Source organism: Pseudomonas sp. SW-3 (genome assembly GCF_016615645.1).
Classification (GTDB): Bacteria; Pseudomonadota; Gammaproteobacteria; order Pseudomonadales; family Pseudomonadaceae; genus Aquipseudomonas; species Aquipseudomonas mandelii.
The window spans coordinates 3,167,725-3,192,490 of the sequence record NZ_CP067098.1 but is presented as its reverse complement, the minus strand read 5'-3'; the positions used below and the strand labels follow the sequence as shown (position 1 = coordinate 3,192,490).

Below are 24,766 nucleotides of genomic sequence, written 5' to 3'. Positions count from 1 at the left end.
CTCAGTTCTCCTCAATATCGGTCGGCAGCGGACGTGGCAGGTCATCGCCACTTGAACCATCGAGCCAGTCGACTTTGGACATTTTGCGCACCACGACGAATTCATCGCGGTTGCAACCGACCGTGCCGTAATAGTTGAAACCGTAGGCTTGCTGCGCATAGCCGCCGATCATGTGGGTCGGTTTGAGCACGACACGGGTAACCGAGTTGTGGTGGCCGCCACGGGTCTTGGTGGTTTCCGAACCTGGCACGTTCACGATCCGTTCCTGTGCGTGATACATCATCACCATGCCGTCCTTGACGCGCTGGCTGACCACCGCCCGGGCGGTCAGTGCACCGTTGACGTTGAAGCACTCGATCCAGTCGTTGTCCTCGATGCCGGCGCTTTTCGCGTCGTTCTCCGAGAGCCAGACAATCGGCCCGCCACGGCTGAGGGTGAGCATCAGCAGGTTGTCGCTGTAGGTGCTGTGGATGCCCCATTTTTGATGCGGGGTAATCCAGTTCAGGACGATTTCGATCTCGCCGTTGCTGCGCTTGCCTTTCACCCCTTCGATGGTGCGGGTGTTGACCGGCGGCCGATAACTCATCAGTTGCTCGCCGAATGCCTGCATCCACGGGTGATCCTGATAGAACTGCTGGCGACCGGTGATGGTGCGCCACGGGATCCCTTCGTGAACGTTGGTGTAGCCGGCGTTGTAGCTGACGTGATCGTCTTCTAGGCCCGACCAGGTCGGGCTGGAAATGATCTTGCGCGGCTGTGCCTGAATGTCGCGAAAACGAATCGCCTCGTGGGCCTTCGACAGCGCCAGGTGGCTGTGGTCGATGCCGGTGAATTCTGACAGCGCGGCCCAGGCCTTGACCGCCACCTGGCCGTTGGTTTCCGGCGCCAGGGACAGAATCACTTCAGCGGCATCGATGGCCGTGTCGATTTTCGGACGGCCGTGACTGATACCGGCATCGCCTTCTTTGTGATTGAGTTCACCGAGGAATTTCACTTCGTCTTCGGTGTTCCAGTTGATGCCCTTGCCGCCGTTGCCGTGTTTTTCCAGCAGTGGTCCGAGGGACGAGAACTGTTTGTAGATGTTCGGGTAGTCACGCTCCACCACGTGCAGATTCGGTGCGTTTTTGCCCGGCACCGGTGCCACGCCGTCGCTTTTCCAGTCGGTGCCGCCAAACGGTTGGGCCAGTTCGCCAACGCTGTCGTGCATCAGCGGGATGGTCACCAGATCCTTTTCAACGCCCAGGTGCCCTTCGGACATACTGGAAAACGCCTTGGCGATGCCTTTGTAGATTTCCCAGTCGGAACGCGATTCCCACGCCGGGTCGATCGCTGCCGACAACGGGTGAATGAACGGGTGCATGTCCGAGGTGTTCATGTCGTCTTTTTCGTACCAGGTTGCGGTCGGCAAGACGATGTCGGAATAGACGCAGGTCGAGGACATGCGGAAGTCCAGCGTGGTGACCAGATCGAGCTTGCCGATGGCGCCCTCATCCACCCATTCGGCTTCTTCAGGTTTGCAATCGCCGACCTGGCCGATGTCTTCGTTCATCACCCCGTTTTTGGTGCCCAGCAGGTACTTGAGCATGTACTCGTGGCCCTTGCCCGAGGAGCCCAGCAAGTTGGAACGCCAGATAAACATGTTGCGCGGGAAGTTGACGGGGCTGTCCGGCTGTTCGCAAGAGAAGCGCAGCGAACCGTCCTGCAGCGACTTGACCACGTAGTCTTTCGGGTCCATGCCGGCCGCCGCCGCGTCACGGCAAATGTGCAAAGGGTTAGTGTTGAGTTGCGGTGCGCTGGGCAACCAGCCGGCGCGTTCGGCGCGGATGTTGTAGTCCAGGGCATGCTCGGGGAATTTTGATTTATCGGCCAATGGCGAGAGCACATCGTGCATGCTCATTTTCTCGTGACGCCATTGCGAGCTGTGGGCGTAGAAGAAGCTGGTGCCGTTCATTTGGCGAGGCGGACGGTTCCAGTCCAGGCCGAATGCCAGTGGCAGCCAGCCGCATTGCGGACGGAGTTTTTCCTGACCCACGTAGTGCGCCCAACCGCCACCGGTCTGACCGACACACCCGCAGAGCATGAGCATGTTGATCAGCCCGCGGTAGTTCATGTCCATGTGGTACCAGTGGTTCATCGCCGCGCCGACGATGATCATCGAGCGGCCCTTGGTCTTGTCGGCGTTGTCGGCGAACTCACGGGCAATCTGGATGGCTTTCTCACGGCTGACGCCAGTGATCTGCTCCTGCCAGGCCGGGGTGCCGGGCACCGAGGCGTCGTTGTAATCCTTGGCGACGTTTTCACCCCCCAGGCCACGGTCGATCGCCAGATTGGCCGCCGACAGGTCGAACACGGTGGCGACTTTGGCCACACTGCCGTCCGCCAGCACCACGCTGTGTACCGGCACGCGGCGGTATTGCACGGCATCGCCGGCCACGTGCTGGAAGTGTTCGTGGGACTCGCCGGCAAAATACGGGAACGCCACTTCGGCCACGTCATCGCCGATCAGGCTCAGCTTCAGATCGATCTCACGGCCTTCGCCGCCTTCGCGGGGAAGGATGTTCCACTTGCCCTTCTCTCCCCAGCGATAGCCGATGGAGCCCTGAGGGGACACCAGTTCGCCACTGACATCCAGCGCGATGGTTTTCCATTCCGGGTTGTTTTCCTGGCCGAGGTTGTCGGTCAGGTCGCTGGCGCGCAGGAAACGGTCCGGCTGGTAACCGGCGCCCGGTGCCTTGTCGACCATTTGCTTGAGCAGCACCAGCACCGGCAAATCGGTGAAGCGCTTGGCGTAGTCGGTGAAATAGGCGCTCGGTTTGTCCAGGTGGAATTCTTTGAAGATCACATGGTTGAACGCCTGGGCCAGCGCCGCATCGGTGCCTTGCTTAGGGTTCAGCCACAGGTCGGTGAGTTTGGCGACTTCCGAGTAATCCGGGGTGATCGCGACTGTCTTGGTGCCCTTGTAACGGACTTCGGTGAAGAAGTGCGCGTCGGGGGTACGGGTTTGCGGGACGTTGGAACCCCAGGCAATGATGTAGTTGGAGTTGTACCAGTCGGCCGACTCCGGCACGTCGGTCTGCTCGCCCCAGACCATCGGCGAGGCCGGTGGCAAGTCGCAGTACCAGTCGTAGAAGCTCAGGCAGGCGCCACCGATCAGTGACAGGTAACGCGAGCCTGCGGCATAGCTGACCATCGACATGGCCGGGATCGGCGAGAAGCCGACGATCCGGTCCGGGCCGTATTGCTTGATCGTATAGACGTTGGCCGCGGCAATGATCTCGTTGACCTCCTCCCAGTTGGAGCGGATGAAGCCACCCATGCCACGCTTGCTTTTATAGGAGTCGGCCTTGGCCTTGTCCTCGACGATGCTGGCCCAGGCTTCCACTGGCGCCATGGTCTGCCGCGCATCGCGCCAGAGCTTGAGCAATGGCTTGCGGATTTTCGGGTACTTGAGCCGGTTGGCGCTGTAGATGTACCAGCTGTAACTGGCACCACGTGGACAGCCACGGGGCTCATGGTTCGGCAGATCGTTACGGGTACGCGGGTAGTCGGTCTGCTGGGTTTCCCAGGTGATCAGGCCGTTCTTGACGTAGATTTTCCACGAGCAGGAACCGGTGCAGTTCACCCCGTGGGTGGAACGCACGATCTTGTCGTACTGCCAGCGCGAACGGTAGACGTTCTCCCAGTCACGGGACTCTTTGCGGGTCTCGCCATGACCGTCGGAAAACTCGTTTTGCTTGCGGTTGAAAAACCGCAATTGATCCAGTAAATGACTCACGGTGTAGTCCTCTCAGGCTTTGTCGCGGAGTCTGTGCCCCGCCCACGCAATGGTTGGATTCGGCTCGACTCAGCAGGGTGTCGCGGCGCCTTTGCGCGCGTACCACCACCAGGTCACCACGATGCAGCTCAGGTAAAAGCCGACGAACATGTAGAAGGCCATCTCCGGGCCGCCGGTCTGGGCCATCGAAGTGCCGAAGGATTTGGGAATAAAGAACGCGCCGAAGGCGCCCATGGCCGAACTGAAGCCCAGGACCGCAGCTGATTCTTTGCCGGCATCCTTGAGCGCTTGTTCGCGCACGGCGGCTGGTTTGCCGGCCGAGGCTTTTTCATGTTGGGTACGGAAGATCACCGGGATCATGCGGAAGGTGGAACCGTTGCCGACGCCGGTGGTGATGAACAGCAGCATGAACATACCGAGGAAGCCGTAGAAGTTACCGCCCTGGCCGCTTTGCGGCAGAAAGTGCAGAACACCGAAGACCATCACGATCATCAGCACGAAGTTCCACAAGGTCACCTTCGCACCGCCGAGCTTGTCCGCCAGCCAGCCGCCCAATGGACGCACCAGCGCACCCACCAACGGGCCGAGGAAAGCGAATTTCAAGGCAATGACGTCAGGGAACGAGGTTTTGATCAGCAGCGGAAACGCGGCGGAGAAACCGATGAACGAACCGAAGGTCGCCAGGTACAACCAGCACATCAGCCAGTTGTGTTTGCGTTTGAAGATCACCGCCTGTTCGCTGAACGAGGCCCGGGCACTGGACAGATCATTCATGCCAAACCAGGCCAGCACGGTCACCAGGACAATAAACGGCACCCAGATGAAGCCGGCGTTCTGCAACCACAACTGGCCGCCGTCCGGCAGTGCTTGCGGCGAGCCGCCCATGAAACCGAACACACCGAAGGTAATCACCAGCGGCACACAGAACTGCATCACCGAGACGCCCAGGTTACCCAGCCCCGCGTTGAGGCCAAGGGCCGTGCCCTGCTGCGACTTGGGATAGAAGAAACTGATGTTGGACATGCTCGACGCGAAGTTGCCGCCACCAAAACCGCAGAGCAACGCAATCAACACGAACACGCTGTAGGAGGTGCTCGGGTCCTGCACGGCGAAGCCCATCCAGATCGATGGCAGCAACAGCGACGCGGTGCTCAGGGCGGTCCAGCGACGGCCACCGAAGATCGGCACCATAAAGGAATAGAAGATCCGCAAGGTCGCCCCGGACAGCCCCGGCAACGCCGCCAGCCAGAACAGCTGGTCGGTGGTGAAGGAGAAACCGATGGCGTTCAAACGCACGATCACCGTGCTCCAGACCATCCACACCGCAAAGGCCAGCAGCAGCGCAGGAATGGAAATCCACAAGTTGCGCGTGGCGGTCTGTTTGCCGCTACTTCCCCAGAACGCGGGGTCCTCGGGGCGCCAGTCATGAATGACCGGGCCTTTGTCAGGCTTTTGCAGAACGGACATGTTCTTCTCCTAGGGCAATGCTGGAAATCGGGGACGGTGTCAGCAGCGGCGCTTTACCCAGCACCGGGCTTTTGCGTATTTCGCTGAAGTACATCCAGGTGAGGGAGACCCAGACCACGCCGTACATCAACATGAAGCAGGAAGAGCGCACGCCGGTGAGGTCCACCAGGGCGCCGAACAGGATTGGCAACACGAAGCCGCCCAGGCCACCGGCGAGGCCGACGATGCCGGACACCGCACCCATGTTTTTCGGGTAGTCATTGGCGATGTATTTGAAGACCGAGGCCTTGCCGAACGCGAAGGCGATGCCCATGACGAACAGCAGTACGGTGAACAGCGCAGGGTTGAGGCCGATGTGAAAATCCACCGGGCCGTTGATCGTTTGCACTTGCAGTTGGGTCTGGGGATACGAGAGCAGGAACAGACAGATCCAGCTGACCCACAACACCCACCAGGTCACGCTTTGCGCACCCCAGCGATCCGACATCCAGCCACCGACCGCACGCAGCACGCCACCGGGCAGGGAAAAACAGGCCGCCAGCAGCGCCGCGCTTTGCAGGCTGAAACCGTATTCCTGTACGTAGTATTTGGTCATCCACAGCGCGAGGGCGACGTAGCCACCGAAGACGATCGAGTAGTACTGGCAGTAGCGCCACACGGCCGGGTCCTTCAGCGAACTCAATTGCTCACGCAACGTGGCGCCCGAAGCGCTGCGGTGGTTTTTGTTCTCGGCGCTGAGGAACCAGAACAACAGCGCGGTGATAAATAGAATGGCGCTGAAAACTTTCGGCACCAACTGCCAGCTGCCGGCAGCGATCAATGCCGGGGCCAGAAACTTGGTCACCGCGGCTCCGGCGTTACCGGCGCCGAAGATGCCCATGGCGAAGCCCTGATTCTCCTTGTCGAACCATTTGGCGACGTAGGCAATCCCCACCGAGAACGAGCCGCCGGCCAGGCCGACGAACAAGCCCAGCACCAGGAACTGCCAATAGGCGGTGGCGTGACTGATCAGGTACAGCGGCGCGACGCAGGCCAGCATCAGCAGGAAGAACACGCTGCGCCCACCAAAGCGGTCGGTCAGCAGCCCCAGTGGCAGACGCACCAGCGAACCGGTCAGCACCGGCGTCGCGGCCAGCAGGCCGAACTGGGTTTCGTTGAGCTGGAGAAGGTCCTTGATCGGCACCCCGAGCACGGCAAACATCATCCAGACCATGAAGCAGACAGTGAAGGCCAATGTGCTCATGCCCAGCACCAGGCCTTGTCGTACACGGGGTTCGGTCACAATGCTCTCCAGTCAGTTAGCCATGGCGGCAGACTAGAGAGGCCAACCCCGCAAAAACTTGACCTACGTCAACGAAGCCCATGGGGGCATAGGCCTATGCTTGCGGGGTCTACCTCTAAGGAGGTAGTACAGAAGAACCCTGAAACCGTTTGTTTATCAGTGTTTTAAGGTTTTTCGCCAAGGTTTTTGCTGACAAGGATCAGTCGACAACTCTTTAGAGGTAGCGCGCCCGGGATCGGCGGCAAAGCCCTGACCTGGGGTTCCGCATGCTCTGTTTTCCTGAAATTTTCCGGGACCTGCGCTGATGATGCGCTGGTTGCGCAGCTCCCTGCCCGCTCGCGCCGGGCTGGCCGTGATCCTGATTGCCGTGCTCGCCCTCGCCAGTTCGTTGAGCGCCGGACTGATCGCCTGGTTCAGCCAGGGTGATGCGGCTGCCATCAACACCGCTGGCTCTGTGCGCATGGAGACTTACCACCTGAGCTGGAAACTGGCCGCAGGGGCAACCGGCGAAGAAATCCTGGCCATCACCGACAGCCTGCAAACCCGTCTAAACAGCCAGTCACTCAAAGCCGTGCTGGAAGATGGCCCGACCACCGCGCTGCAGATCAGCTACGGGCAAATCCAGCAACAATGGAACGAGGATTTGCGTCCGGCACTGGAGCGCGGTGATGCCGCCTATTTTCAGGTCCAGGCCTTGTCCTTCGTTGAGCAACTGAACCATTTCGTCGACCTGTTGCAGCGCCAAAGCGAACAGAAGCAAGGCTGGCAACAAGTTATCCAGGGCTTGGCGCTGTTCACCACGATGATCGTCCTGCTGCTTGGGCTGTACGAACTGCAATATGGCGTGGTCACGCCCTTGAAAGAGTTGGTGGACGCGACCCAGCGTTTTCGTCGTGGCGATTTCAAGGTGCGGGTCAACCATCAGTCCCAGGACGAATTGGGCCAATTGGCCATGAGTTTCAACGCCATGGCCGAGACGATCGAAGACTCGCATCGCACCCTTGAGAGTCAGGTGCAGCAAAAAACCCTGAACCTGCAACAAGCCAATGCTGCCCTTGAATTGCTGTACCAAAGCAGTCGAAGCCTGGCCACACGCCTGGCCAATGCCGAAGGTTTGGATGAGTTGATCCGGCGCTTTCAGCAACGCCTGCCCGGCTTGCGCCTGTCGCTGTGCCTGCAAGGTCAATTACATGCCCCGGCCCAACAGTTGCTCGCCCTGCATGGCGCCAACATCCGCGAAGTTTGCGCCAGCAGCGATTGCGCCACGTGCCAGAAACACCATAAAGCCAGCCCGCAAACCTTCAGCATCAGCAACCAGGGCAGCGAACTGGGTGAGCTCAAGGCGCATTTTGTCGATGGACACCCGACGCAAGCCTGGGAAACCCAACTGATCCAGGCCCTGGCCAACCTGATTGGCACCTCGCTCTCGCTCAAGCGCCAACGGGAACAGGATCATCGCCTGCTGCTGCTCGACGAACGCACGATCATTGCCCGCGAGCTGCACGACTCACTGGCCCAGGCCCTGTCCTACATGAAGCTGCAAGTCAGCCGCCTGCAAACCCTGATGCGTCGTGGCGAACCGATCGAGACCCTGGAAAACGTCACCGCCGAACTGCGCGAAGGGCTGAACAATGCCTACCGCCAGTTACGCGAATTGCTGACCACCTTTCGCTTGCAGATTCACGATGCGGGGCTGGTGCAGGAGCTCAAGGACACCGCCGAAGAGTTCTCCCGTCGCGGGGAGTGCCAGGTGCACCTGCACGTCGACGCGCTGGCCTTTCAATTATCGGCCAGCGAACAAATCCACATTCTGCAGATCACCCGCGAGGCGCTCTCCAATTGCCTGCGTCACGCCCATGCGCAAAACGCCTGGCTGCAACTGCGTCAGGACGGTGAAACCGTGAGGCTGATCGTCGAAGACGACGGACGTGGCTTCAGCGGCAACGTCGACCAACGCGAGCATCACGGCCTGAAAATCATGGATGAGCGGGCCCGCAGCTTGCGCGGTCAACTCGAAATAGTCTCCAGGGAGCCGCAAGGCACCCGTGTCCAACTGGAATTCCAACCGGAGTTTCTGGGACAAAAAACAGAAGGTAGCGTCACATGAACCCGTCCCTGCAACACACCATCCTGCTGGTCGATGACCATCCGATGATGCGTCACGGCATCCGCCAGATGCTCGAGCTCGAAGATGATTTCCTGATCGTCGGTGAAGCCAGCAACGGTGAAGAAGCGCTCGGACTGATCGAGCCGCTGCAACCGGATCTGGTATTGCTCGATAACAACATGCCGGTGATGAATGGCATTGAAACCCTGCGCCAGTTACGGGCGATGCACTACACCGGCAAGGTGCTGCTATTCACGGTATCGGATGCCGAAGACGATATTCGCGACGCACTGCGCCTGGATGCCGACGGCTACCTGCTCAAGGACATGGAGCCCGAACTGCTGATTCAGTACATCCGCAATGCCTTGAACGGCGAATTGGTGATCAGCCCGGGGCTGACCCAGGTCATGGCCCAGGCACTGCGCTCACCCCAGCGCCAGACCGTGGTGGAACTGACCGAGCGTGAACGTCAGGTGCTGAAAACCATCGCCAGCGGCTTCAGCAACAAAGTCATCGGGCACAAGCTCGGCATCACTGAAGGGACGGTCAAGGTTCATGTGAAAAACCTGCTGCACAAACTCGGCTTGCGCTCGCGGGTCGAGGCTGCCGTATGGGCCATGGAACATCTGCGCAATGCCGGATGACGGGTATGCCTCTTTGGAGGTAGGCCGGCAGAGGCATAGGTCATCTGGCCGACGCTCTCTACTATGAGCGTCAGCGGAGGTACGCCATGCTGACCCACCCTTCCATCGTTTTAACGTTGCGCCGTCACCATCTGTTCAGCCAACTACCGGAGAAAATCTTCGAGGAGGTCTGCGGCCTGGCGATGCTCAAGCGCCTGAGTTGTCACAGCACACTCATGCACCAAGGGGATCCGGCCAAGCGTTTCTTTCTGCTGGTCAGCGGCCAGATCAAGTTGTATCGGCTGACCGGCGAAGGCCAGGAGAATCTGGTGGAGATCATTCAGCCGGGCCAGACCTTTGCCGAAGCCTTACTGTTCAGCCAGGCCCGTCTCTACCCGGTCAGCGCCACGGCGCTGAAAGACAGCGTACTGGTGAGTATCGAGGGCAACCACTACCGCAATGCCCTCGAAGATCAGCCGAAAGTCTGCCTGGCGATCCTGGCGAGCATGAGCGTGCACCTGCACCTGCGTCTGCGCGACATCGACACCTTGACCATGGCCAGTGCGAGCCGCCGGGTGATCAATTTCCTGTTGCAGGAACGCAACCCGGTCAGCGGTTTGATTGTGTTGCAGGTGTCCAAACGCCTGGTGGCCTCGAAGCTGGGCATTCAGCCGGAAACCTTTTCGCGGATCTTGCACCGCCTGGTGGACAGCGGCCTGATCGCGATGGAACGCCGCACTATCAGCATCCTCGCCGAAGAGGATCTCGCGGCCTTCCAATAGTCGTAATTGACCGCCGTCAATGCGCAATGCCACCGCTCTTGCAGACTGAAGAAGTCCATCCATGGAGAGTGCTGATGCCCCGTTCAACCTTGCCACTGATTTATGCCTGCTCAGGCTGTTCCAACGTTGCCCAACTGGCCAATACCCTGGCGGTGCGGCTTGATCGCAGCGGACTGGCGGAAATGTCCTGCATCGTCGGTGTTGGCGGGCATGTGGCGGCGCTGGTCAACAAGGCCCGCTCGGGACGGCGGATTTTTGCGCTGGACGGCTGCCCGCTGCAATGCGTCGAAAACTGCCTGAAGCAACATGGCCTGCACGCGGACGTGCACTTGATTCTTAGCCATTACGGGTTGCGTAAACGCAATGGCGAGGATTGCACGCCAGCGCAGGGGGATGAGTTGTTCGAAGAGATCAGGCAGTTGATTGCGAGTGATGCTCGCCAGCATGAAAAACGCCAGTAAACGATGGTCTGACAGCCACCGAAAATCCAACAGGGGGAGCGCGCCTGCTCGCGAAGGCGGCGTGTCAGTCAGCCTCCATATGGATGGACTGGCCCCTTCGCGAGCAAGCTCGCTCGCACAGTTAATCTGTGTGGGTCAAACCGTCGCCAACCCCTTCCCTGCCCGCTCCAGATTGCGCCACAGCCACACAGGCAACACGTCGGGATCGAGGCTGTCGATCAGGTTCTTCAGCGCCAGCCCCAACTCCGTATCCCCCTCAATCACCAAACGCCTGCGAAAGAACAACGTATCCGGATCCTCCTGACGGCTGGCCAGCAATAAAAACTCGCGCCAGTTACCGCTGATGGTCACATGCGCCGTGGCATGCTCGGCAATTCGCAACCCTTGACGGGTCAGCGTCAAATACCAGGACAAGCCCAAATCCGGAATCCGCAGGCACAACCAGCGCCCACGCAACACTTCAAACTCGCCGTCGCGCAACGGCTCGGCAAGGCAACGATTCAACGCCTGCTGCAACGCCAGACGCTGCACGGCAAAAGGCACCCGGCGCACCAGTGGCAACAACCGATCGGCGCCTTTGAGCAGCCACTTCTTCCGATTCAACACAGGCCGACCTCCTCGATGCGCAACATGCCGGCCTTGCCATGCCAGTAACCGTTACAACCGTCGACGAACACCGGCGGTGTCTCGCCCAGACGAACCCGTTGATAGGCGGCAATGACCTGCGCCATGCCTTGATAACGAGGGCTCAGTCGCAACAAATCAGCGCCGCAGGCCACCAGACCCGCGTAATCTGCCAGGAGATTGGTCACCTCGGCCGACATTGTTTGAATGCCGTTAATGGTGAACAGTGCTTGCCCTTCCTGACTGGTCAGCGGCAGACCGTCGGGGTAGTTGATGCAGCAAAACTGGCAGTCGTCCTTGGGCCGGTTTTCCGCCCGCGCGGTGAAGCAGCGTGCGGAATAGGCCAACGGCAAATGCCCGTAAGCAAAGACTTCGACTTCCGGGACCTCTCGACCCAGTTCCCGCACCTGATCGAGCACATCGCTAATCAGCGTCGCCGAACACTCCACGGGCGGCACCCAACGGGTCATCCCGCCGTCCAGCAGTTGCGTGAGCGTATGCCCGTTGTACACATTCAGCGCAGGACCGCCCACGAACGGCAACTTGCGCTCGGCCAGAAACTGCACCGCGCCCATGTCGTTGGCTTCCACCAACAGTTGGCCGTTGTCGCAGAGCCGCCGCAGGCTAGAGAGCTCAGAGGCCGCTTCGATAAGCGTCAGGCTGGAGAGAACCAGTTGTGCCTGGCTGCATTCTTGTAACTCGCGCCCCAGGCCCAACCATTGATCCAATGAAAATGACCGGCGTTTCGAGCACACGGTTTCCCCCAGATAAATCACATCCAGGGGCAAGGCCGACATCTCGGCGTAAAAGTTGCTGAGTTGCGCTTTGTCCCAATAAAACAGGACCGGTCCAAGGCTGAGCTTCATGTCGCCTCCCTCATTGCCATGATCGATGGTAAGCACCCAAAGTGGTCTGGCTGCCTTCGGACAAACCGGCCAACACCCGGCGCCATTCCTCCTTGACCCGAAAACTGCCCGGCGAGCCACGATGGGCATCCAGCGCCGCACGCCAGACACGGGTGACTTGTTCGACATACGCCGGGCTGCGTTGCCGGCCCTCGATTTTGACCGCCTCGACGCCGATGGCCGTCAATTCCGGCAGCAAGTCCAGGGTGTCGAGGCTGGTGGGTTCTTCCAGCGCATGAAAGCGTTTGCCGCCGACCAGGAAACGGCCTTTGCACAAGGTCGGATAACCGGCGGGTTCCTCAGGGGTGTAACGGTCGATCAGCACTTCACTGAGCCGTGCGCTCAAGCCGTCGGCGTCTTCGCTCCAGCGCACCGCTTTGGCCGGCGAGCAGACGCCACAGAGGTTCGGCGACTCACCGGTAATGTACGAAGACAGATGGCAACGCCCTTCAGCCATGATGCACAAGCTGCCGAAGCCAAAGACTTCGATGGGCACCGGGCTGCTTGCAGCGACCTGGCGCACCTGCGCCAACGACAACACCCGAGGCAGTACCGCGCGACGAATTCCGTAGCGCTGCGCATAAAACTCCAGGGCCGCGGCATGGGTCGCCGAACCCTGCACCGACAGGTGCAGCGCCAGTTGCGGATGCCGCTGGCTGGCGTAGTTGAGTACGCCGGGGTCGGCGGCGATCAGCGCATCCACACCAAAATCGGCGGCGCGATCAACCGCGCGCTGCCAGCGTTCCCAGCCCTTGGGTTGCGGGTAGGTGTTGACCGCGACGTAGAGTTTGCGTTGGTGCTGACGGATGTGGGCGACCGCCGCGTCGAATTGTTTGTCGTCCATGTTCAGCCCTGCAAAATGCCGGGCATTGGTGTCATCGCGAAAACCGACATAAACGGCATCGGCGCCTTGGCGCACCGCCGCTTTCAGCGCAGGCAGGTTGCCTGCCGGGCAGACCAGTTGCATGGGTAATCCTCATGGAAAAACGCGTCTGGACCCTCCCTCGATGCCTGTGGCACAGCGATCGAAAAAGGCGCTGCCAGTCTAGCGAGACCGGCAGGCACGGCCTTGACGGCAATCAATTGCGATCAATGCATCAGGTCGGCGAAGGACAGGAACATCACGTTGTCGTGCTTGAGCACTTGCTGCTCGCACTCGATCACCGCCAGGCCATCGGCCCAGCACGCGGCGGTCAACATCGCCGAGCTTTGCTGAGGGTGCAGCTCCACGCTCAACTGACCATCAGCACCGGGTGTCAGCCGAGCCCGCAGGTACTGCCGACGTTTGTTGCGCTGCAACCAATCGAACCCGGCGGGCACGGCCAGTGGCGCCGGCAACACATCGCTGACGCCCTGAGCCCTGAGCAGGAACGGGCGCACCACCACCAACGCGGTAATCAGCGCCGCCGAAGGATTGCCCGGCATGCCGATCCAGGGTTTGCCGGCGACTTCGCCGAAGGCCAGCGGCTTGCCCGGCTGAATGGCCAGCCGCCAGAAATCCAGGCTGCCGAGTTCCTCGATCGCTTGTTTGAGGTGATCTTCCTCACCCACCGAGACGCCCCCCGAACTCAACAACAGGTCGCATTCCGAAGACGCCAGGCTCAAGGCATGCCGGCTGGCGGCCAACTCATCGGCCATGACGCCATAGTCATGCACCTCGACCCCCCAACCGCTCAACAACGCGGCGAGGCAGTAGCGATTGCTGTTGTAAATCTGCCCGGGCGCCAATGAATCACCCGGCTCACGCAGTTCATTGCCACTGCTGAGCAAGCACACCTGCAACGGTCGATAGACCTCGACCCGCCCGATGCCAGCGCCAGCCAGCAACCCCACTTCTTGCGCACGCAGACGTTTGCCGGCCTGGATTAACAGGTCGCCGCGGCGAACCTCCTCACCTTCTTTGCGCACGTGATCGCCAGTACTGACGGGCGGGAACCACACGCGCTCGCCCTCGATCCGACAGCGCTCTTGCGGCACCACGGTGTCGGCGCCTGCAGGTAATGGAGCGCCGGTAAAAATCTGCACTGCTTGCTGCGCGAGCAACGGTGAGCACGCCGAATCCCCCGCTGCGATTCGTCCGCCAATCAACAACCAGCCACCCTCCGGTGGCAGGTCAGCGGCCCTGAGGGCATAACCGTCCATGGCGCTGTTGTCCCAGGCCGGCAGGTTGACGGGGGAATGAATGTCCGCCGCCAGCACCCGACCCAAGGCTTGATCCAGGTCGATCTTTTGCGCCAGGGGCGGCGGCGGTGCCTGGTCCAGCAAACGATTGATGGCCTCGTCCACCGGCATCAAGTGACCAAGGTCACACACCCGGCCGGTCATGAGCGGGTCTCGCAGGCGTCGACGACCCGTTGCCCTTGCGGTTTCAAATGGGGGGCGAAATTGCATGGGCCGGTGCGGCTGTCCAGCTGTTCGAGCAGGATCTGGTTCCAGGCCGTTCGACACGCGCCCGGCGAACCCGGAACGCAGCACACCAGCACGCCATTGCTCATCCCTGCCAATGCCCGTGACTGCAGGCTGGACATGCCGATTTCCGCAAGGGACACCTGACGGAACAGTTCACCGAAGCCTTCCACGTGTTTGTCCAGCAACGGCAAGACCGCTTGTGGTGTGTTGTCGCGCGCGGTGAAACCGGTGCCTCCGGTCATCAATACCACCTGCACCTTGGGGTCGGCGATCCAGTGGGAAACCTTGGCGCGGATCTGATAAATATCGTCCTTGACCAGACTACGATCGATCAATACATGCCCGGCCGTTTGCAGCAAATCCGTGAGGGTCTGCCCCGAGGTGTCGGTGTCAAAGGTGCGCGTATCGCTGATGGTCAGTACGGCTATGTTCAGGGGTTCAAACGTGCGTTGCGCCAGATGGGCCATATCCAAGCCTTCCCGTAAATGAGGGTATGGGGCAAAGCCTGAACTGGAATGCCCGATGAGCCTATTCCTCCAAGGAGGTACCTCTACAGGGACATATGAAGAACGTGTAGGCCACACGATACCTGTGGGAGCGAGCCTGCTCGCGATAGCGGCTTGTCAGGCAACATTGATGTCGACTGACCCACTGCTATCGCGAGCAGGGCTCGCTCCCACATTGTTCTCCATCGCTGCGTGTTCTGCGGGTTCAAGGTGCCAGGCGGTTCCGTTGCCATACGCCATCGCGCAACCGGTAATCGAGGCGGTCATGCAAGCGGTCGGCACGGCCTTGCCAGAATTCCAGGCGATCCGGCTGCAAGCAGTAGCCGCCCCAATGCTCGGGCCGCGGCACGGTCTGGCCGGCAAACCGTTGGGTGGTTTGTGTCAACAGCGATTCAAGCTCAGCCCGATTGGCCAATGGTCGGCTTTGCGGTGAGGCCCAGGCGCCCAGGCGACTGTCCTGTGAGCGGGAATCGAAGTACGCATCCGACAGCGTCGGGGCGAGCCTGGACACCTGACCCTCGATCCGCACCTGACGCTCCAGCCCCGGCCAAAAAAAGGTCATCGCAGCATACGGATTAGCAGCCAACTGCTGCCCCTTGTCGCTCTGGTAATGACCAAAAAACGTGAAGCCTTCATCACTAAAGCCCTTGAGCAGCAGGACCCGACAGTGCGGGCGACCTTCACTGTCGACGGTCGCCAACACCATGCTGTTGGCTTCGACAGGCGCGCGCTCGGTGTCGCGGGCCAGTTGCATCCACTGTCGGAACATGGCCAGCGGGTCGTCCAGCGCCGCCTCGTCTTGCAGGCCAAAAAGGGTGTAGTTGCGGCGCATCTGTGCCAGAGAAAGGGGCATGACGGTGATCTCCGAAAAGGTTCTGCCCAGCGTGCGAGACTTCGCGCAACAGCACCTTGACCACCATCAACACTGAGCATGCCCCGCCTTATTTGAGGCGTAACCGCCGCGCCAGTTTGTGCAGGTTGCTGGGATCGATTTCCAGGATCCGCGCGGCGCTGGCCCAGTTATCCCCGGACAGGCTCAAGGCCTGGAGAATTTTCTTGCGCTGGTAATCGTCGACCGCTTCCCCCAGGGGCTGGAACGGCGCGTCAGCCGTTTCGTCCAGAGGACTTTCGACGACCACGCCCTGCCCGCCCATGGCACTGTCGAGGTCCAGAATCTCGGGTTCCAGCGTCATGATCAGGGTACGACTCGTGCCGCGGCTGAGCGTCTTCAACGCGGCTCGGCTGATCACATGTTCCAGCTCGCGCACGTTGCCCGGCCAGTTGTAAGTCAGCAGCGCGCGCTCGGCGGCCGGCGACAGACGCAAACCGCGCAAGCCAAGCCGCGCCCGATTCAGCTCAAGGAAGTGCCCGGCCAGCATCAACACATCGTTACCCCGCTCGCGCAACGGCGGAATCGGCACCGGATAGACCGAGAGCCGGTGATACAGATCCGCCCGAAACAAACCATCGCGGATGCTGTCCGGCAGGTGCCGGTTAGTCGCGGCGATGATGCGCACATCGACGTGCAACGGCTTGTCGGCGCCGAGACGCTGGATCTCGCCGTTCTGCAGGGTGCGCAGCAGTTTCGCCTGCACCGCCAATGGCAATTCACCGACTTCATCGAGAAACAGCGTGCCGCCGTTGGCCGCATCGAAACGCCCGGCACGGTCACTGGTGGCGCCGGAAAACGCGCCTTTGACATGGCCGAACAATTCACTTTCCGCCAGAGACTCCGGCAAAGCGGCGCAGTTGACCTGCACCAGCGGCTTATGACTGCGACGCGACAGACGATGCAAGCGCCGGGCGAACAGCTCTTTGCCGACGCCGGTCTCGCCCAGCAGCAACACCGGCAGCTCGGAATCGGCCAGTACATCCAGTTCATTGAGCAACTGGTGCAGCACTTCACTTTGCCCGAGGATTTCGCCTTCGTCCGCCGGTCTGCGTACGTCTTGAATATCGCTGCGGGACAAGCGCAGGCTGCGGTTTTCCTGTTCCAGTCGGGTGACTCGCACGGCGGCTTCGATCTGCAAGGTGCAGCGCTTGAGTTCTTCCCGCGCACGGCTGTCGAAGGTCCCGGCATGCAGCGCATCGAGGGTGATCGCCCCCCAGATCCGACCTTCCACATACAGACTCACGCCCATGCAGTCATGCACTGGCATCGGTTCGCCGGCGTGATTGTCGAGCAAGCCATCATATGGATCCGGCAGCCGACTGTCGGGCTCGAACCAGGTGGGTTCGCGCGACGCCATGATCGCCGCCAGCCGCGGATGCTGAGCGATGACAAACCGGCGGCCCAACGCTTCATGCACCAGCCCCACCGTCGCGACCGGCCTGAGGCTGTCGTCATCCAGACGCAGCAATCCCACGGCGCCACTGTTGAAGTACTCGCGCAGGGTCTGGACCAAACGTTGCAACCGCACAGCATTCGGCAACTCGACGATCAGGTCGGCCGCCAGGCTTTCACGCAGCATGGTAGTTATTACCCTCTATGGTTGGATTCACCCTAAAGTGTCCGGGTGTCTATCACCACAACTAAAAATTAAGCCATATTTTTCAATACGTTAAATATGGCATGTCAGATGCAATGAGCCTGGGGAACCGTTGAAATCCAAACAAGGAACCCCTGATGAGCCTGACTCTATTGGAACAAAGCCTCGGCCAACTGGCGTGCGACATTCCCGGCGCCACGCGGATCTTCCACACCTTTAAACTGGACTTCTGTTGTGGCGGGCATAAAAGCCTGCTTGAAGCGGCCGCTGGCAAAGGCCTCGATCCGGCCCTGATTGCCGATGCGCTGCACCGGCTGCAAGACACCGGCGAAACCCAGCACGACTGGCGCAACGAACCCTCGGAGCTGTTGATCGCCCATCTTCTGGCGCGCTACCACGCCCGCCATCGCGAACAACTGCCGGAACTGATTCGTCTGGCCCGCCGCGTCGAGCAGGTCCATGGTGCCCGCAGCAGTTGCCCCAACGGCCTGGCCGATCTCTTGACCGACATGCAACAAGAACTTGAAGGCCACATGCTCAAGGAAGAACAAGTGCTCTTCCCGATGCTGCAACAAGGCATCGGCCCTCAGGCCGCACCGCCGATCCAGGTGCTGCGCTTTGAACATGATCAACATGGCGAAGCATTGGAAAGGCTGCTTGCGCTGACCAACAACATCACCCCGCCGGCCGATGCCTGTAATACCTGGCGTGCCCTGTATCGCGGGCTGCTGGAGTTCCGTGATGACTTGATGCAACACATCCATCTGGAAAACAACGTGTTGTTCGTCAACGCACTTAAACCTCGCCATTGATCGATTGCGGGTCATACAAAACCAGTGAACACAGCTTTCGCGAGCAGGCTCGCTCTCACAGGGGAACGGTATCCCAATGTGGGAGCGAGCCTGCTCGCGAATGGCGCCGTTACAGGGTTGCGGGTTCTCCAGCGCGATCAACCGTGCCAATAGAACATGGCCTTGGCCAGGATCACGATCAACACCATGTGCCCGAGGATGCTGCGGCGAATCCAAGTGGCGCGGGTCGTGGTCAGGCATGCACTTTTCAGCCAGTACGCCAGCAGAAAGTAATGGCCGATGATGCTCAGGGCCAGGATGATCTTCAGGCTCAGCAACGTACCAAAACTGCTCGCCAGCGGCTGACTCAATACACCCCGGTGTTGCCACGCCAGGCTGATACCGGCGGCATACAACAGCAACACCACGCCATGCAGCACCTTGCGCGAACGCACTGCAATCGCTTGATCGGCGCTCGTTTGCGCGCTAACGGCCACCTGCTGGCGGGCGTTGTGCCAGATCACCACCTCGAAAAACAGCGTGCCGATGAAGGCAATCGCCGCCAGCAAGTGGGTGACCAGTAAAAAGGGATACATCACCGGCAGCCTCCATCAGTTAGCGTGCTTAGCCCGGATGGCCGTCCACCCGGGACTGCAACAGCATCGGCCCATAGCGCCAGGCGTATAGCGCAAACGCCAGCACCCAACACAGACCGGCCAGCCACAACGCCGGCAAGGGGAAAAACAGGATCAACACGACCCGGCTCAGACAGGCCAGGTTGAGCAGAATGAACGCCAGGGTCATGCCCGACGGCGGCTCCAGCGCGCGGCCGGTATGCCCCAGGCTGACTCGTGCAATCATCGCCAGCACCAGGCCGCCCATGGCGCCAATGGTCAGGCAATGCACCGCCAGACTCGGATTGATCGGCACACCGAAATGCCACAGCGCCATCCCGAGACAGGCCACCGCCAGCCAGGCATAAGCCAGGTACAACGACCACAACAACGGCACATGCCAGAGGGCGCGATCATGCCAGCGCACCAGGCGCACCAGATGCCCAGCGGCCAACACCGCGAACAACAGGCCCACCCAGAAATCGGGGGCAAGCGCAGGTCCCGCGGCATAGAGCAACGCTACCAGCGGTGAGCCAATCAGCAGCAGCCAATCCAGCCACGGCCAAGGGGTTACGCCCTCGACCTTGCCGAGGCCGCGCTGGATGAAGAACGGAATGACGCGCCCACCGATCAAACCCATCATTGCCGCCACCAGCCACATACCCGTCAACACGCCTTGACGCTGCCAGCCTTCATGACCTTCGACCAGACCATACAGGGACAACCCATCGGCCGCTGCTAACAGCAGCAACACCACCGCAATGGGGTAGTTACGTTTCTGCCGCACCTTCCACAAGGTGAATCCCATGAGCGCAGCCACCGCCAGCGGGAACGCCAGTTCCAGCACCGCAAGCACCGGCAACGGTGCATTGACCAGCCAGGCCACGCGCGCCAATAACCACAGCAGCGCCAGCATGGCCAGTGGTTGCCCGCTGATGCCGGGGCGACCGGTCCAGGTCTGCACCGCCGTCAGCAGAAAGCCGGCGATGATCGCCAAGCCGAATCCGAACAGCAATTCGTGTCGATGCCAGTTCAGCCAGCCACCCGCCGGCTGCCAGCCGGAAAGCTCACCACTGAAGGCGAACAGCCAGAGCGGAATGACCAGCACCGCCAGCAGGCAGCCGGCGAGGAAAAACGGCCGAAAGGCCAAACGCAACAGCGGCGCGATAGCCATCGCTTTACGGCGGTCAAGCACTTGCATAAAGCTACTCCTTTACCTTGCTGCTGACCTGACGCCAACCCACACGCGTCGAGGCAAGTCCGGGGGCAATCATCGGGTATTGACGATTAATTGCCTTTGTCGCAGATCAAGTGTGCAAGGGCCGTGCCCTGATGTTCATTCGCCCGCTGTGGTGAGAGGACCCGCGCCCCTGCGGGACCGGGCCAGGGTAGAAATGACCATCAAAGGGTTATTTGAACCCTAAACCCCGTGGTCGTTTTTACCCTCCTATCTGGCAGCCCCAGTAAACAAAGGACTCCAGGCATGGCCCGCGTCTTGCTCAATGGTTCAGAAATTAAGGAAAACCTGATCCTTCTCGATCCCCAGGAGTCGTCATGAAAAAAGTCATCCAGCCATTGGCCTGGTTTGTGGTGCTGACCTCGGTGCTGGCGTTGGCCAGCGGTGTCTCGCTGGGCCTCGTTTGACTTGATCGCCATCCCCTCTTCAAACTTCAGGATGAATTCTTATGGTGCTTCATCGCGTCCATCACCAGATTCTGCGCAGTCATCACTTGTTCGAGCCGTTGAACGAAGAACAGCTGGATGAGTTGATGAGTACCAGCCATTTGCTGAGCATCGACAAAGGCGAACCGTTGTTCCGTCAGGGCGAGCCGGCAGACTCGTTCTATTTCGTGATTGCCGGCGCGGTGAAAATCTATCGCCTGACGCCGGACGGGCAGGAGAAAGTGTTTGAGGTCATTGGTGACCGGCAAACCTTCGCCGAAGCGATGATGCTGATGGACACCCCGAACTATGTGGCCTCGGCCGAAGCGATCTGCCCCACTCAGCTCTATCGGTTATCCAACAGCACCTATATGCGCCTGCTGCAAAGTAACAGCCGCCTGACCTTTGCGCTGCTCGGCAAGCTGTGCGTTCGCTTGCATCAACGGGTCAACGAAATCGAAACCCTGTCACTGAAAAACGCCACCCACCGGGTCGTGCGTTATCTGCTGACGCAACTGGTGCGCCAGCAAACCGTTGGCAGCCAATTCGAATTGCCAATGGCCAAGCAACTGATTGCCGGGCACCTGTCGATCCAGCCGGAAACCTTTTCGCGGATTATCCGTCGCCTGATCGATGAAAACATCATCACCCAGGACGGCCGCCAGATCGCCATTCTCGATCGTCTGCGCCTGGAGCAGTTTGAGTGAGTGCCATGCCCGTCTGCTTGTATTGCCAACGCGCCAACCCCGCACAAGAAACCGAGTGCCGCCAGTGCGGCATGCCCTTGCCAGTATTGGCCGCACACGCGGCGCAATGTCGGCTGCGCCGATTCACGTGGTTCTGCATTGGCCTGACGATCTTCTGCGTGACGATGTTTTTCTGGCTGCCACGCGGCATCAGTTGATGCTGCGTCCCCCCCTCAAGGTTGGGTCAACTGGCGGTACAGCTGCGGCAATCGCAGAGGTAATTGCTCGGGCTGACGGATCAAGGTGTAGCCATTGGCGCCGAACATGTAAGGCAGGTAATCCCCGGCCTCGCGATCAATCGTGATGCAAAACGGCGTCAACCCCTTGCGCCGCGCCTCCAGCACCGCTTCGCGGGTGTCTTCAACACCGTAACGTCCCTCATACAAGTCCAGATCATTCGGTTTGCCATCCGTGAGCAGCAGCAACAATTTGCTGCGGCGCTTGCTCTTGCCCAGCAGTTGGGTGGCCTGGCGGATGGCGGCGCCCATGCGCGTGTAATAACCCGGTTTGAGCCCTTGAATACGCCCGCGGGTGTTGTCGTCATAACGCTGGGTGAAAGACTTGAGTTCCTGCATCCGCACTTGATGACGGCGCAACGAGGAAAACCCGTACAAGGCGAAATCATCACCGAGCACCGACAGGGTCTCACCGAACAGCAGCAAGCTGTCGCGGATGACATCAATCACCCGATGCTCATCGTTCAGGTGCGCGTCGGTGGACATCGACACATCGGCCAGCAACAGGCACGCCAGGTCACGGCGTGTCTGCCGTTGTTCCATGAACAAACCGCGTTCCGCACACTGGCCATGCTCGCGTTCAACGTGAAAATCCAGCCAGGCCTGCATATCCAGTTCAGACCCTTGGGGTTGCTGGCGTAACCATTGGCGGTCATTGCGCAGGTGCTCGAACTGGCGCCGCAGACGGTGCGCCGAAGCTTTCAGCCGTGGCGGCAGTGGCTGCGCCTCGCAGTCCCGGGGCACCATCATTTGCAGATTGACGAAGGCGTCTTGCATCTGCTGTTTGCGATAGTCCCACTCCGGCAACTTGATGCCCTCGCCCAGGGGAATATCGTCGACATCGGCCGGTGGTAAATCCAGGTGCAGCTTGAGGCCGCCGCCCTTGCGCAGACGGGTGCGCGACAGGCTCAACTCGTCGAGGTCCTCGGCGACTTTGGCCGCGTCCGGGTCCTCGCTGTCGTCCGACCAGCGATCCAGGTCCACGTGTTCGGTCCAGCTGAACAGGTTCTCCAGACGCACGATTAACAACCCGCCGTCGCGGGTGCTTTCATCTATCCGCTTGGCGCGTTTGCTTGCGCCCTTTTGCTCACCGGGCGGGGTCGTCAACGATTCTTCGGACTCCTCCCCCAGGTCGGCAGCCTGAGGGCTCGCAAGGTTTTGCGGCGGGTACAACCACAGGGGCAACGGCCACGCGGCCCGTTCGCTGCGGGGAAAATGTTCGACACTGCCGGGCTCGCGCAGCGCCTGGCATAACGCCCGTTCCAGGGCCGCTTCGCCACGACTCAATGTGGCCGGATCCGGGCGCAATTGCAGGTGAGCATCGACCAGACGTTTGTACCGGGCACGCAACGCGGGATAACGCCCTAACAGCAGTTGCGTCCAGCGTTGATTGTCCCGTCCCCAGTGCCGCATCTGGCCGGCCTGTGCCGCCAGCAAGGCGAGCCAACGATAGAGTTCTTCGTTCAGTGCGACTTCGGGAAACACCGCGAGGCTCGACGGTAGACGAAGGTTGCTCGCATCGCACCACGCCAGGGGCACTTGCTTGCAGGTGCCGGCGATCTGCTGCAACACGTTGCGCCGCAACAGCAGATCGCGGTCGCTGGCGGCTTCGACACCGATGCCACTGGCGCCGCCCATGGCGCGAAACAGCAGCGCCAGCGGACGTTGCTGGCTGGCCAGTTCAACGCGTGCTTCGGGGAAGTCCGGGCTGGCGCGCCGGGTGATGAAGCGATGCCAGACGCTGCCGACCCACTCTTCCAGTTCGACGGTAAAGGCCATGATCATTGCCCTTTTTGTAAAGCAAAAAAACGGCCCGCTGTCTCAGCCGGGCCGACCTTTTCTAACCTTGACAGCAGCTCATGAAGGCACCACGGCCGCCGGGGCGCGCAAGGCTGCGCGGGCACGTTGCTTGAAGCTGAACAGGTAACAGAGCAGTCCCGCAAGGAAACCAAGACCGGCGCCAAAACGGGCCCAGAACAGCACCTGCAGTTGTTCGACCGTGGCCATGAAGGGCAACGCGACACCATCGACCTGCCAGCGTTGCAGGTAGACCTGAACGACACCGGCAGCGGTGAGGAACAGCGTGATCATCACCATCGACAGGGTCATCAACCAGAAGCCCCAGATTTCGAAGGTCTGCGAGCGCTCATCGCCTGCTTCACCCAACCCGCGCAGTCGTGGCATGGCGTAGCTGATCAAGGTCATCACGATCATCGCGTAAGCACCGTAGAAAGCCAGGTGGCCGTGCGCCGCCGTCAGTTGCGAACCGTGGGTGTAGAAGTTGACCGGAGCCAGGGTATGCAAGAAGCCCCAGACGCCAGCACCGAAGAACGCTGTGACGACGGTTCCCTTGGCCCACAGGGTGGCGGCCCGGTTTGGGTGTTGCCGGCGGCGGTTCTTCACCATGCTGAAGGCGAAGATCACCATGGCCAGGAACGGCAGAGGTTCGAGTGCCGAGAAGATTGAACCGACCCACAACCAGACCTCAGGCGCACCAATCCAGAAGAAGTGGTGACCGGTGCCGATGATCCCGGTAATCAGCGCCATGGCGATGATCACATACAGCCATTTCTCCACGACTTCCCGGTCTACCCCGGTGATCTTGATCAGGACAAACGCGAGCATCGAACCCATGATCAGTTCCCACACGCCTTCCACCCAAAGATGCACCACCCACCACCAGTAGAACTTGTCGCGGGCCAGGTTGCCGGGGTTATAGAAGGAGAACAGGAAGAACACCGCGAGCCCGATCAACCCGGTCATCATCACCATGCTGACGGTGGTCTTGCGACCTTTGAGCAGGGTCATACCGATGTTGTAGAGGAAGCCCAGGCACACCACCACAATGCCCATCTTGGTGATGGTCGGTTGCTCCAGGAACTCCCGGCCCATGGTCGGCAGCAATTCGTTGTGGGTCAGCCTGGCCAGGCCGGCATACGGCACCAGCAGATAGCCCAGGATCGTCAGCACACCCGCGGCGGCGAAGACCCAGAACAGGATGATCGCCAGCTTCGGACTGTGCAGTTCGCGGTCGGCCTCTTCCGGAATCAGGTAATAGGCAGCGCCCATGAACCCGAACAGCAGCCAGACGATCAGCAGGTTGGTGTGCACCATCCGCGCCACGTTGAAGGGAATGATCGGGAACAGAAAGTCCCCTATCACGTATTGCAGGCCCATGATCAACCCGAACAGCACCTGCCCGAGAAACAGCATCAGGGCGAACACGAAGTAAGGTTTGGCCACGGCTTGCGAGGCAAATTTCAGATGCGGATTAGCAATGCTCATCG

21 protein-coding genes are annotated in these 24,766 nt (G+C 60.4%); 7 read left to right on the top strand and 14 right to left on the bottom strand.

The features are described from left to right. Window position 1: 1 nt before the first annotated feature. From JIO00_RS14280 to JIO00_RS14270, 3 genes are all read right to left on the bottom strand, one after another. Window positions 2–3,775, bottom strand: a complete 3,774-nt coding sequence (locus JIO00_RS14280; protein ID WP_200668541.1) for a nitrate reductase subunit alpha — start codon at window positions 3,773–3,775, stop codon at window positions 2–4. Window positions 3,776–3,844: 69 nt separating this feature from the next. Next, entirely contained in the window at window positions 3,845–5,242 is a 1,398-nt protein-coding gene (locus JIO00_RS14275) for a NarK family nitrate/nitrite MFS transporter (protein ID WP_017338874.1), read from the bottom strand. Further along, entirely contained in the window at window positions 5,220–6,524 is a 1,305-nt protein-coding gene (locus tag JIO00_RS14270; protein ID WP_077748434.1) for an MFS transporter, read from the bottom strand. Before JIO00_RS14270 ends, JIO00_RS14275 begins: the two co-directional genes overlap by 23 nt. Window positions 6,525–6,828: 304 nt before the next feature. Between JIO00_RS14270 and JIO00_RS14265 the strand changes: the two genes are divergently transcribed. From JIO00_RS14265 to JIO00_RS14250, 4 genes are all read left to right on the top strand, one after another. Then, window positions 6,829–8,631 (top strand): HAMP domain-containing protein, encoded by a 1,803-nt coding sequence (locus JIO00_RS14265; protein WP_200668540.1) that lies wholly within the window; start codon window positions 6,829–6,831, stop codon window positions 8,629–8,631. Beyond that, a complete protein-coding gene (gene narL, locus JIO00_RS14260) occupies window positions 8,628–9,275 on the top strand; it encodes a two-component system response regulator NarL (RefSeq protein ID WP_010460222.1) in 648 nt (215 codons plus the stop codon). Before JIO00_RS14265 ends, narL begins: the two co-directional genes overlap by 4 nt. Window positions 9,276–9,361: 86 nt before the next feature. Next, entirely contained in the window at window positions 9,362–10,036 is a 675-nt protein-coding gene (locus JIO00_RS14255) for a Crp/Fnr family transcriptional regulator (protein ID WP_200668539.1), read from the top strand. Between the two features lie 74 nt (window positions 10,037–10,110). Further along, window positions 10,111–10,497, top strand: coding sequence for a putative zinc-binding protein (locus tag JIO00_RS14250; RefSeq protein ID WP_145307114.1), 387 nt, complete (start codon window positions 10,111–10,113; stop codon window positions 10,495–10,497). 135 nt (window positions 10,498–10,632) lie between these two features. On the opposite strand, the gene ubiT is transcribed toward JIO00_RS14250, so the two are convergent. From ubiT to norR, 7 genes are all read right to left on the bottom strand, one after another. Beyond that, the gene (gene ubiT / locus JIO00_RS14245; RefSeq protein ID WP_010460215.1) at window positions 10,633–11,103 is read right to left on the bottom strand and encodes a ubiquinone anaerobic biosynthesis accessory factor UbiT; all 471 of its coding nucleotides are present in this window, start codon (window positions 11,101–11,103) and stop codon (window positions 10,633–10,635) included. Next, on the bottom strand, window positions 11,097–11,987 hold the full coding sequence (locus JIO00_RS14240) for a U32 family peptidase (RefSeq protein WP_200668538.1): 891 nt from the start codon (window positions 11,985–11,987) through the stop codon (window positions 11,097–11,099). Before JIO00_RS14240 ends, ubiT begins: the two co-directional genes overlap by 7 nt. A gap of 10 nt (window positions 11,988–11,997) precedes the next feature. Then, window positions 11,998–12,993: a ubiquinone anaerobic biosynthesis protein UbiU gene (ubiU, locus tag JIO00_RS14235; RefSeq protein WP_010460211.1), complete on the bottom strand. Its 996-nt coding sequence runs from the start codon at window positions 12,991–12,993 to the stop codon at window positions 11,998–12,000. A 122-nt stretch (window positions 12,994–13,115) separates the two neighbouring features. Further along, on the bottom strand, window positions 13,116–14,351 hold the full coding sequence (locus JIO00_RS14230) for a molybdopterin molybdotransferase MoeA (RefSeq protein WP_010460208.1): 1,236 nt from the start codon (window positions 14,349–14,351) through the stop codon (window positions 13,116–13,118). Then, window positions 14,348–14,902 carry a molybdenum cofactor biosynthesis protein B gene (moaB, locus tag JIO00_RS14225; protein ID WP_154911720.1) on the bottom strand — a complete coding sequence of 185 codons (555 nt, stop codon included), beginning with the start codon at window positions 14,900–14,902 and terminating at the stop codon, window positions 14,348–14,350. Before moaB ends, JIO00_RS14230 begins: the two co-directional genes overlap by 4 nt. A gap of 244 nt (window positions 14,903–15,146) precedes the next feature. Continuing rightward, window positions 15,147–15,794, bottom strand: a complete 648-nt coding sequence (pdxH, locus tag JIO00_RS14220; protein WP_010460203.1) for a pyridoxamine 5'-phosphate oxidase — start codon at window positions 15,792–15,794, stop codon at window positions 15,147–15,149. Between the two features lie 88 nt (window positions 15,795–15,882). Then, on the bottom strand, window positions 15,883–17,412 hold the full coding sequence (norR, locus tag JIO00_RS14215; protein ID WP_010460201.1) for a nitric oxide reductase transcriptional regulator NorR: 1,530 nt from the start codon (window positions 17,410–17,412) through the stop codon (window positions 15,883–15,885). Window positions 17,413–17,567: 155 nt separating this feature from the next. On the opposite strand from norR, the gene ytfE reads away from it, so the two are divergent. Then, window positions 17,568–18,242 (top strand): iron-sulfur cluster repair protein YtfE, encoded by a 675-nt coding sequence (ytfE, locus tag JIO00_RS14210; RefSeq protein WP_017338886.1) that lies wholly within the window; start codon window positions 17,568–17,570, stop codon window positions 18,240–18,242. A gap of 137 nt (window positions 18,243–18,379) precedes the next feature. On the opposite strand, the gene JIO00_RS14205 is transcribed toward ytfE, so the two are convergent. Together JIO00_RS14205 and JIO00_RS14200 are read right to left on the bottom strand one after the other, a co-directional pair. Continuing rightward, window positions 18,380–18,817 carry a CopD family copper resistance protein gene (locus JIO00_RS14205; protein ID WP_010460197.1) on the bottom strand — a complete coding sequence of 146 codons (438 nt, stop codon included), beginning with the start codon at window positions 18,815–18,817 and terminating at the stop codon, window positions 18,380–18,382. A gap of 28 nt (window positions 18,818–18,845) precedes the next feature. Beyond that, the gene (locus JIO00_RS14200; RefSeq protein ID WP_010460195.1) at window positions 18,846–20,036 is read right to left on the bottom strand and encodes an NnrS family protein; all 1,191 of its coding nucleotides are present in this window, start codon (window positions 20,034–20,036) and stop codon (window positions 18,846–18,848) included. A 484-nt stretch (window positions 20,037–20,520) separates the two neighbouring features. Here JIO00_RS14200 and JIO00_RS14195 point away from each other — a divergent pair, with 484 nt between their 5' ends. Together JIO00_RS14195 and JIO00_RS14190 are read left to right on the top strand one after the other, a co-directional pair. Then, window positions 20,521–21,204, top strand: a complete 684-nt coding sequence (locus tag JIO00_RS14195; RefSeq protein ID WP_010460193.1) for a Crp/Fnr family transcriptional regulator — start codon at window positions 20,521–20,523, stop codon at window positions 21,202–21,204. After that, complete coding sequence (locus JIO00_RS14190; RefSeq protein ID WP_077748430.1) at window positions 21,201–21,401, top strand: protein DnrP; 201 nt, start codon at window positions 21,201–21,203, stop codon at window positions 21,399–21,401. Before JIO00_RS14195 ends, JIO00_RS14190 begins: the two co-directional genes overlap by 4 nt. A 15-nt stretch (window positions 21,402–21,416) precedes the next feature. Here JIO00_RS14190 and JIO00_RS14185 read toward each other — a convergent pair whose 3' ends face one another. Both JIO00_RS14185 and JIO00_RS14180 read right to left on the bottom strand, forming a co-directional pair. Further along, the gene (locus JIO00_RS14185) at window positions 21,417–23,258 is read right to left on the bottom strand and encodes a nitric oxide reductase activation protein NorD (protein WP_145307133.1); all 1,842 of its coding nucleotides are present in this window, start codon (window positions 23,256–23,258) and stop codon (window positions 21,417–21,419) included. 78 nt (window positions 23,259–23,336) lie between these two features. Further along, on the bottom strand, window positions 23,337–24,764 hold the full coding sequence (locus JIO00_RS14180) for a cbb3-type cytochrome c oxidase subunit I (RefSeq protein WP_083376773.1): 1,428 nt from the start codon (window positions 24,762–24,764) through the stop codon (window positions 23,337–23,339). Between the last annotated feature and the right edge of the window lie 2 nt (window positions 24,765–24,766).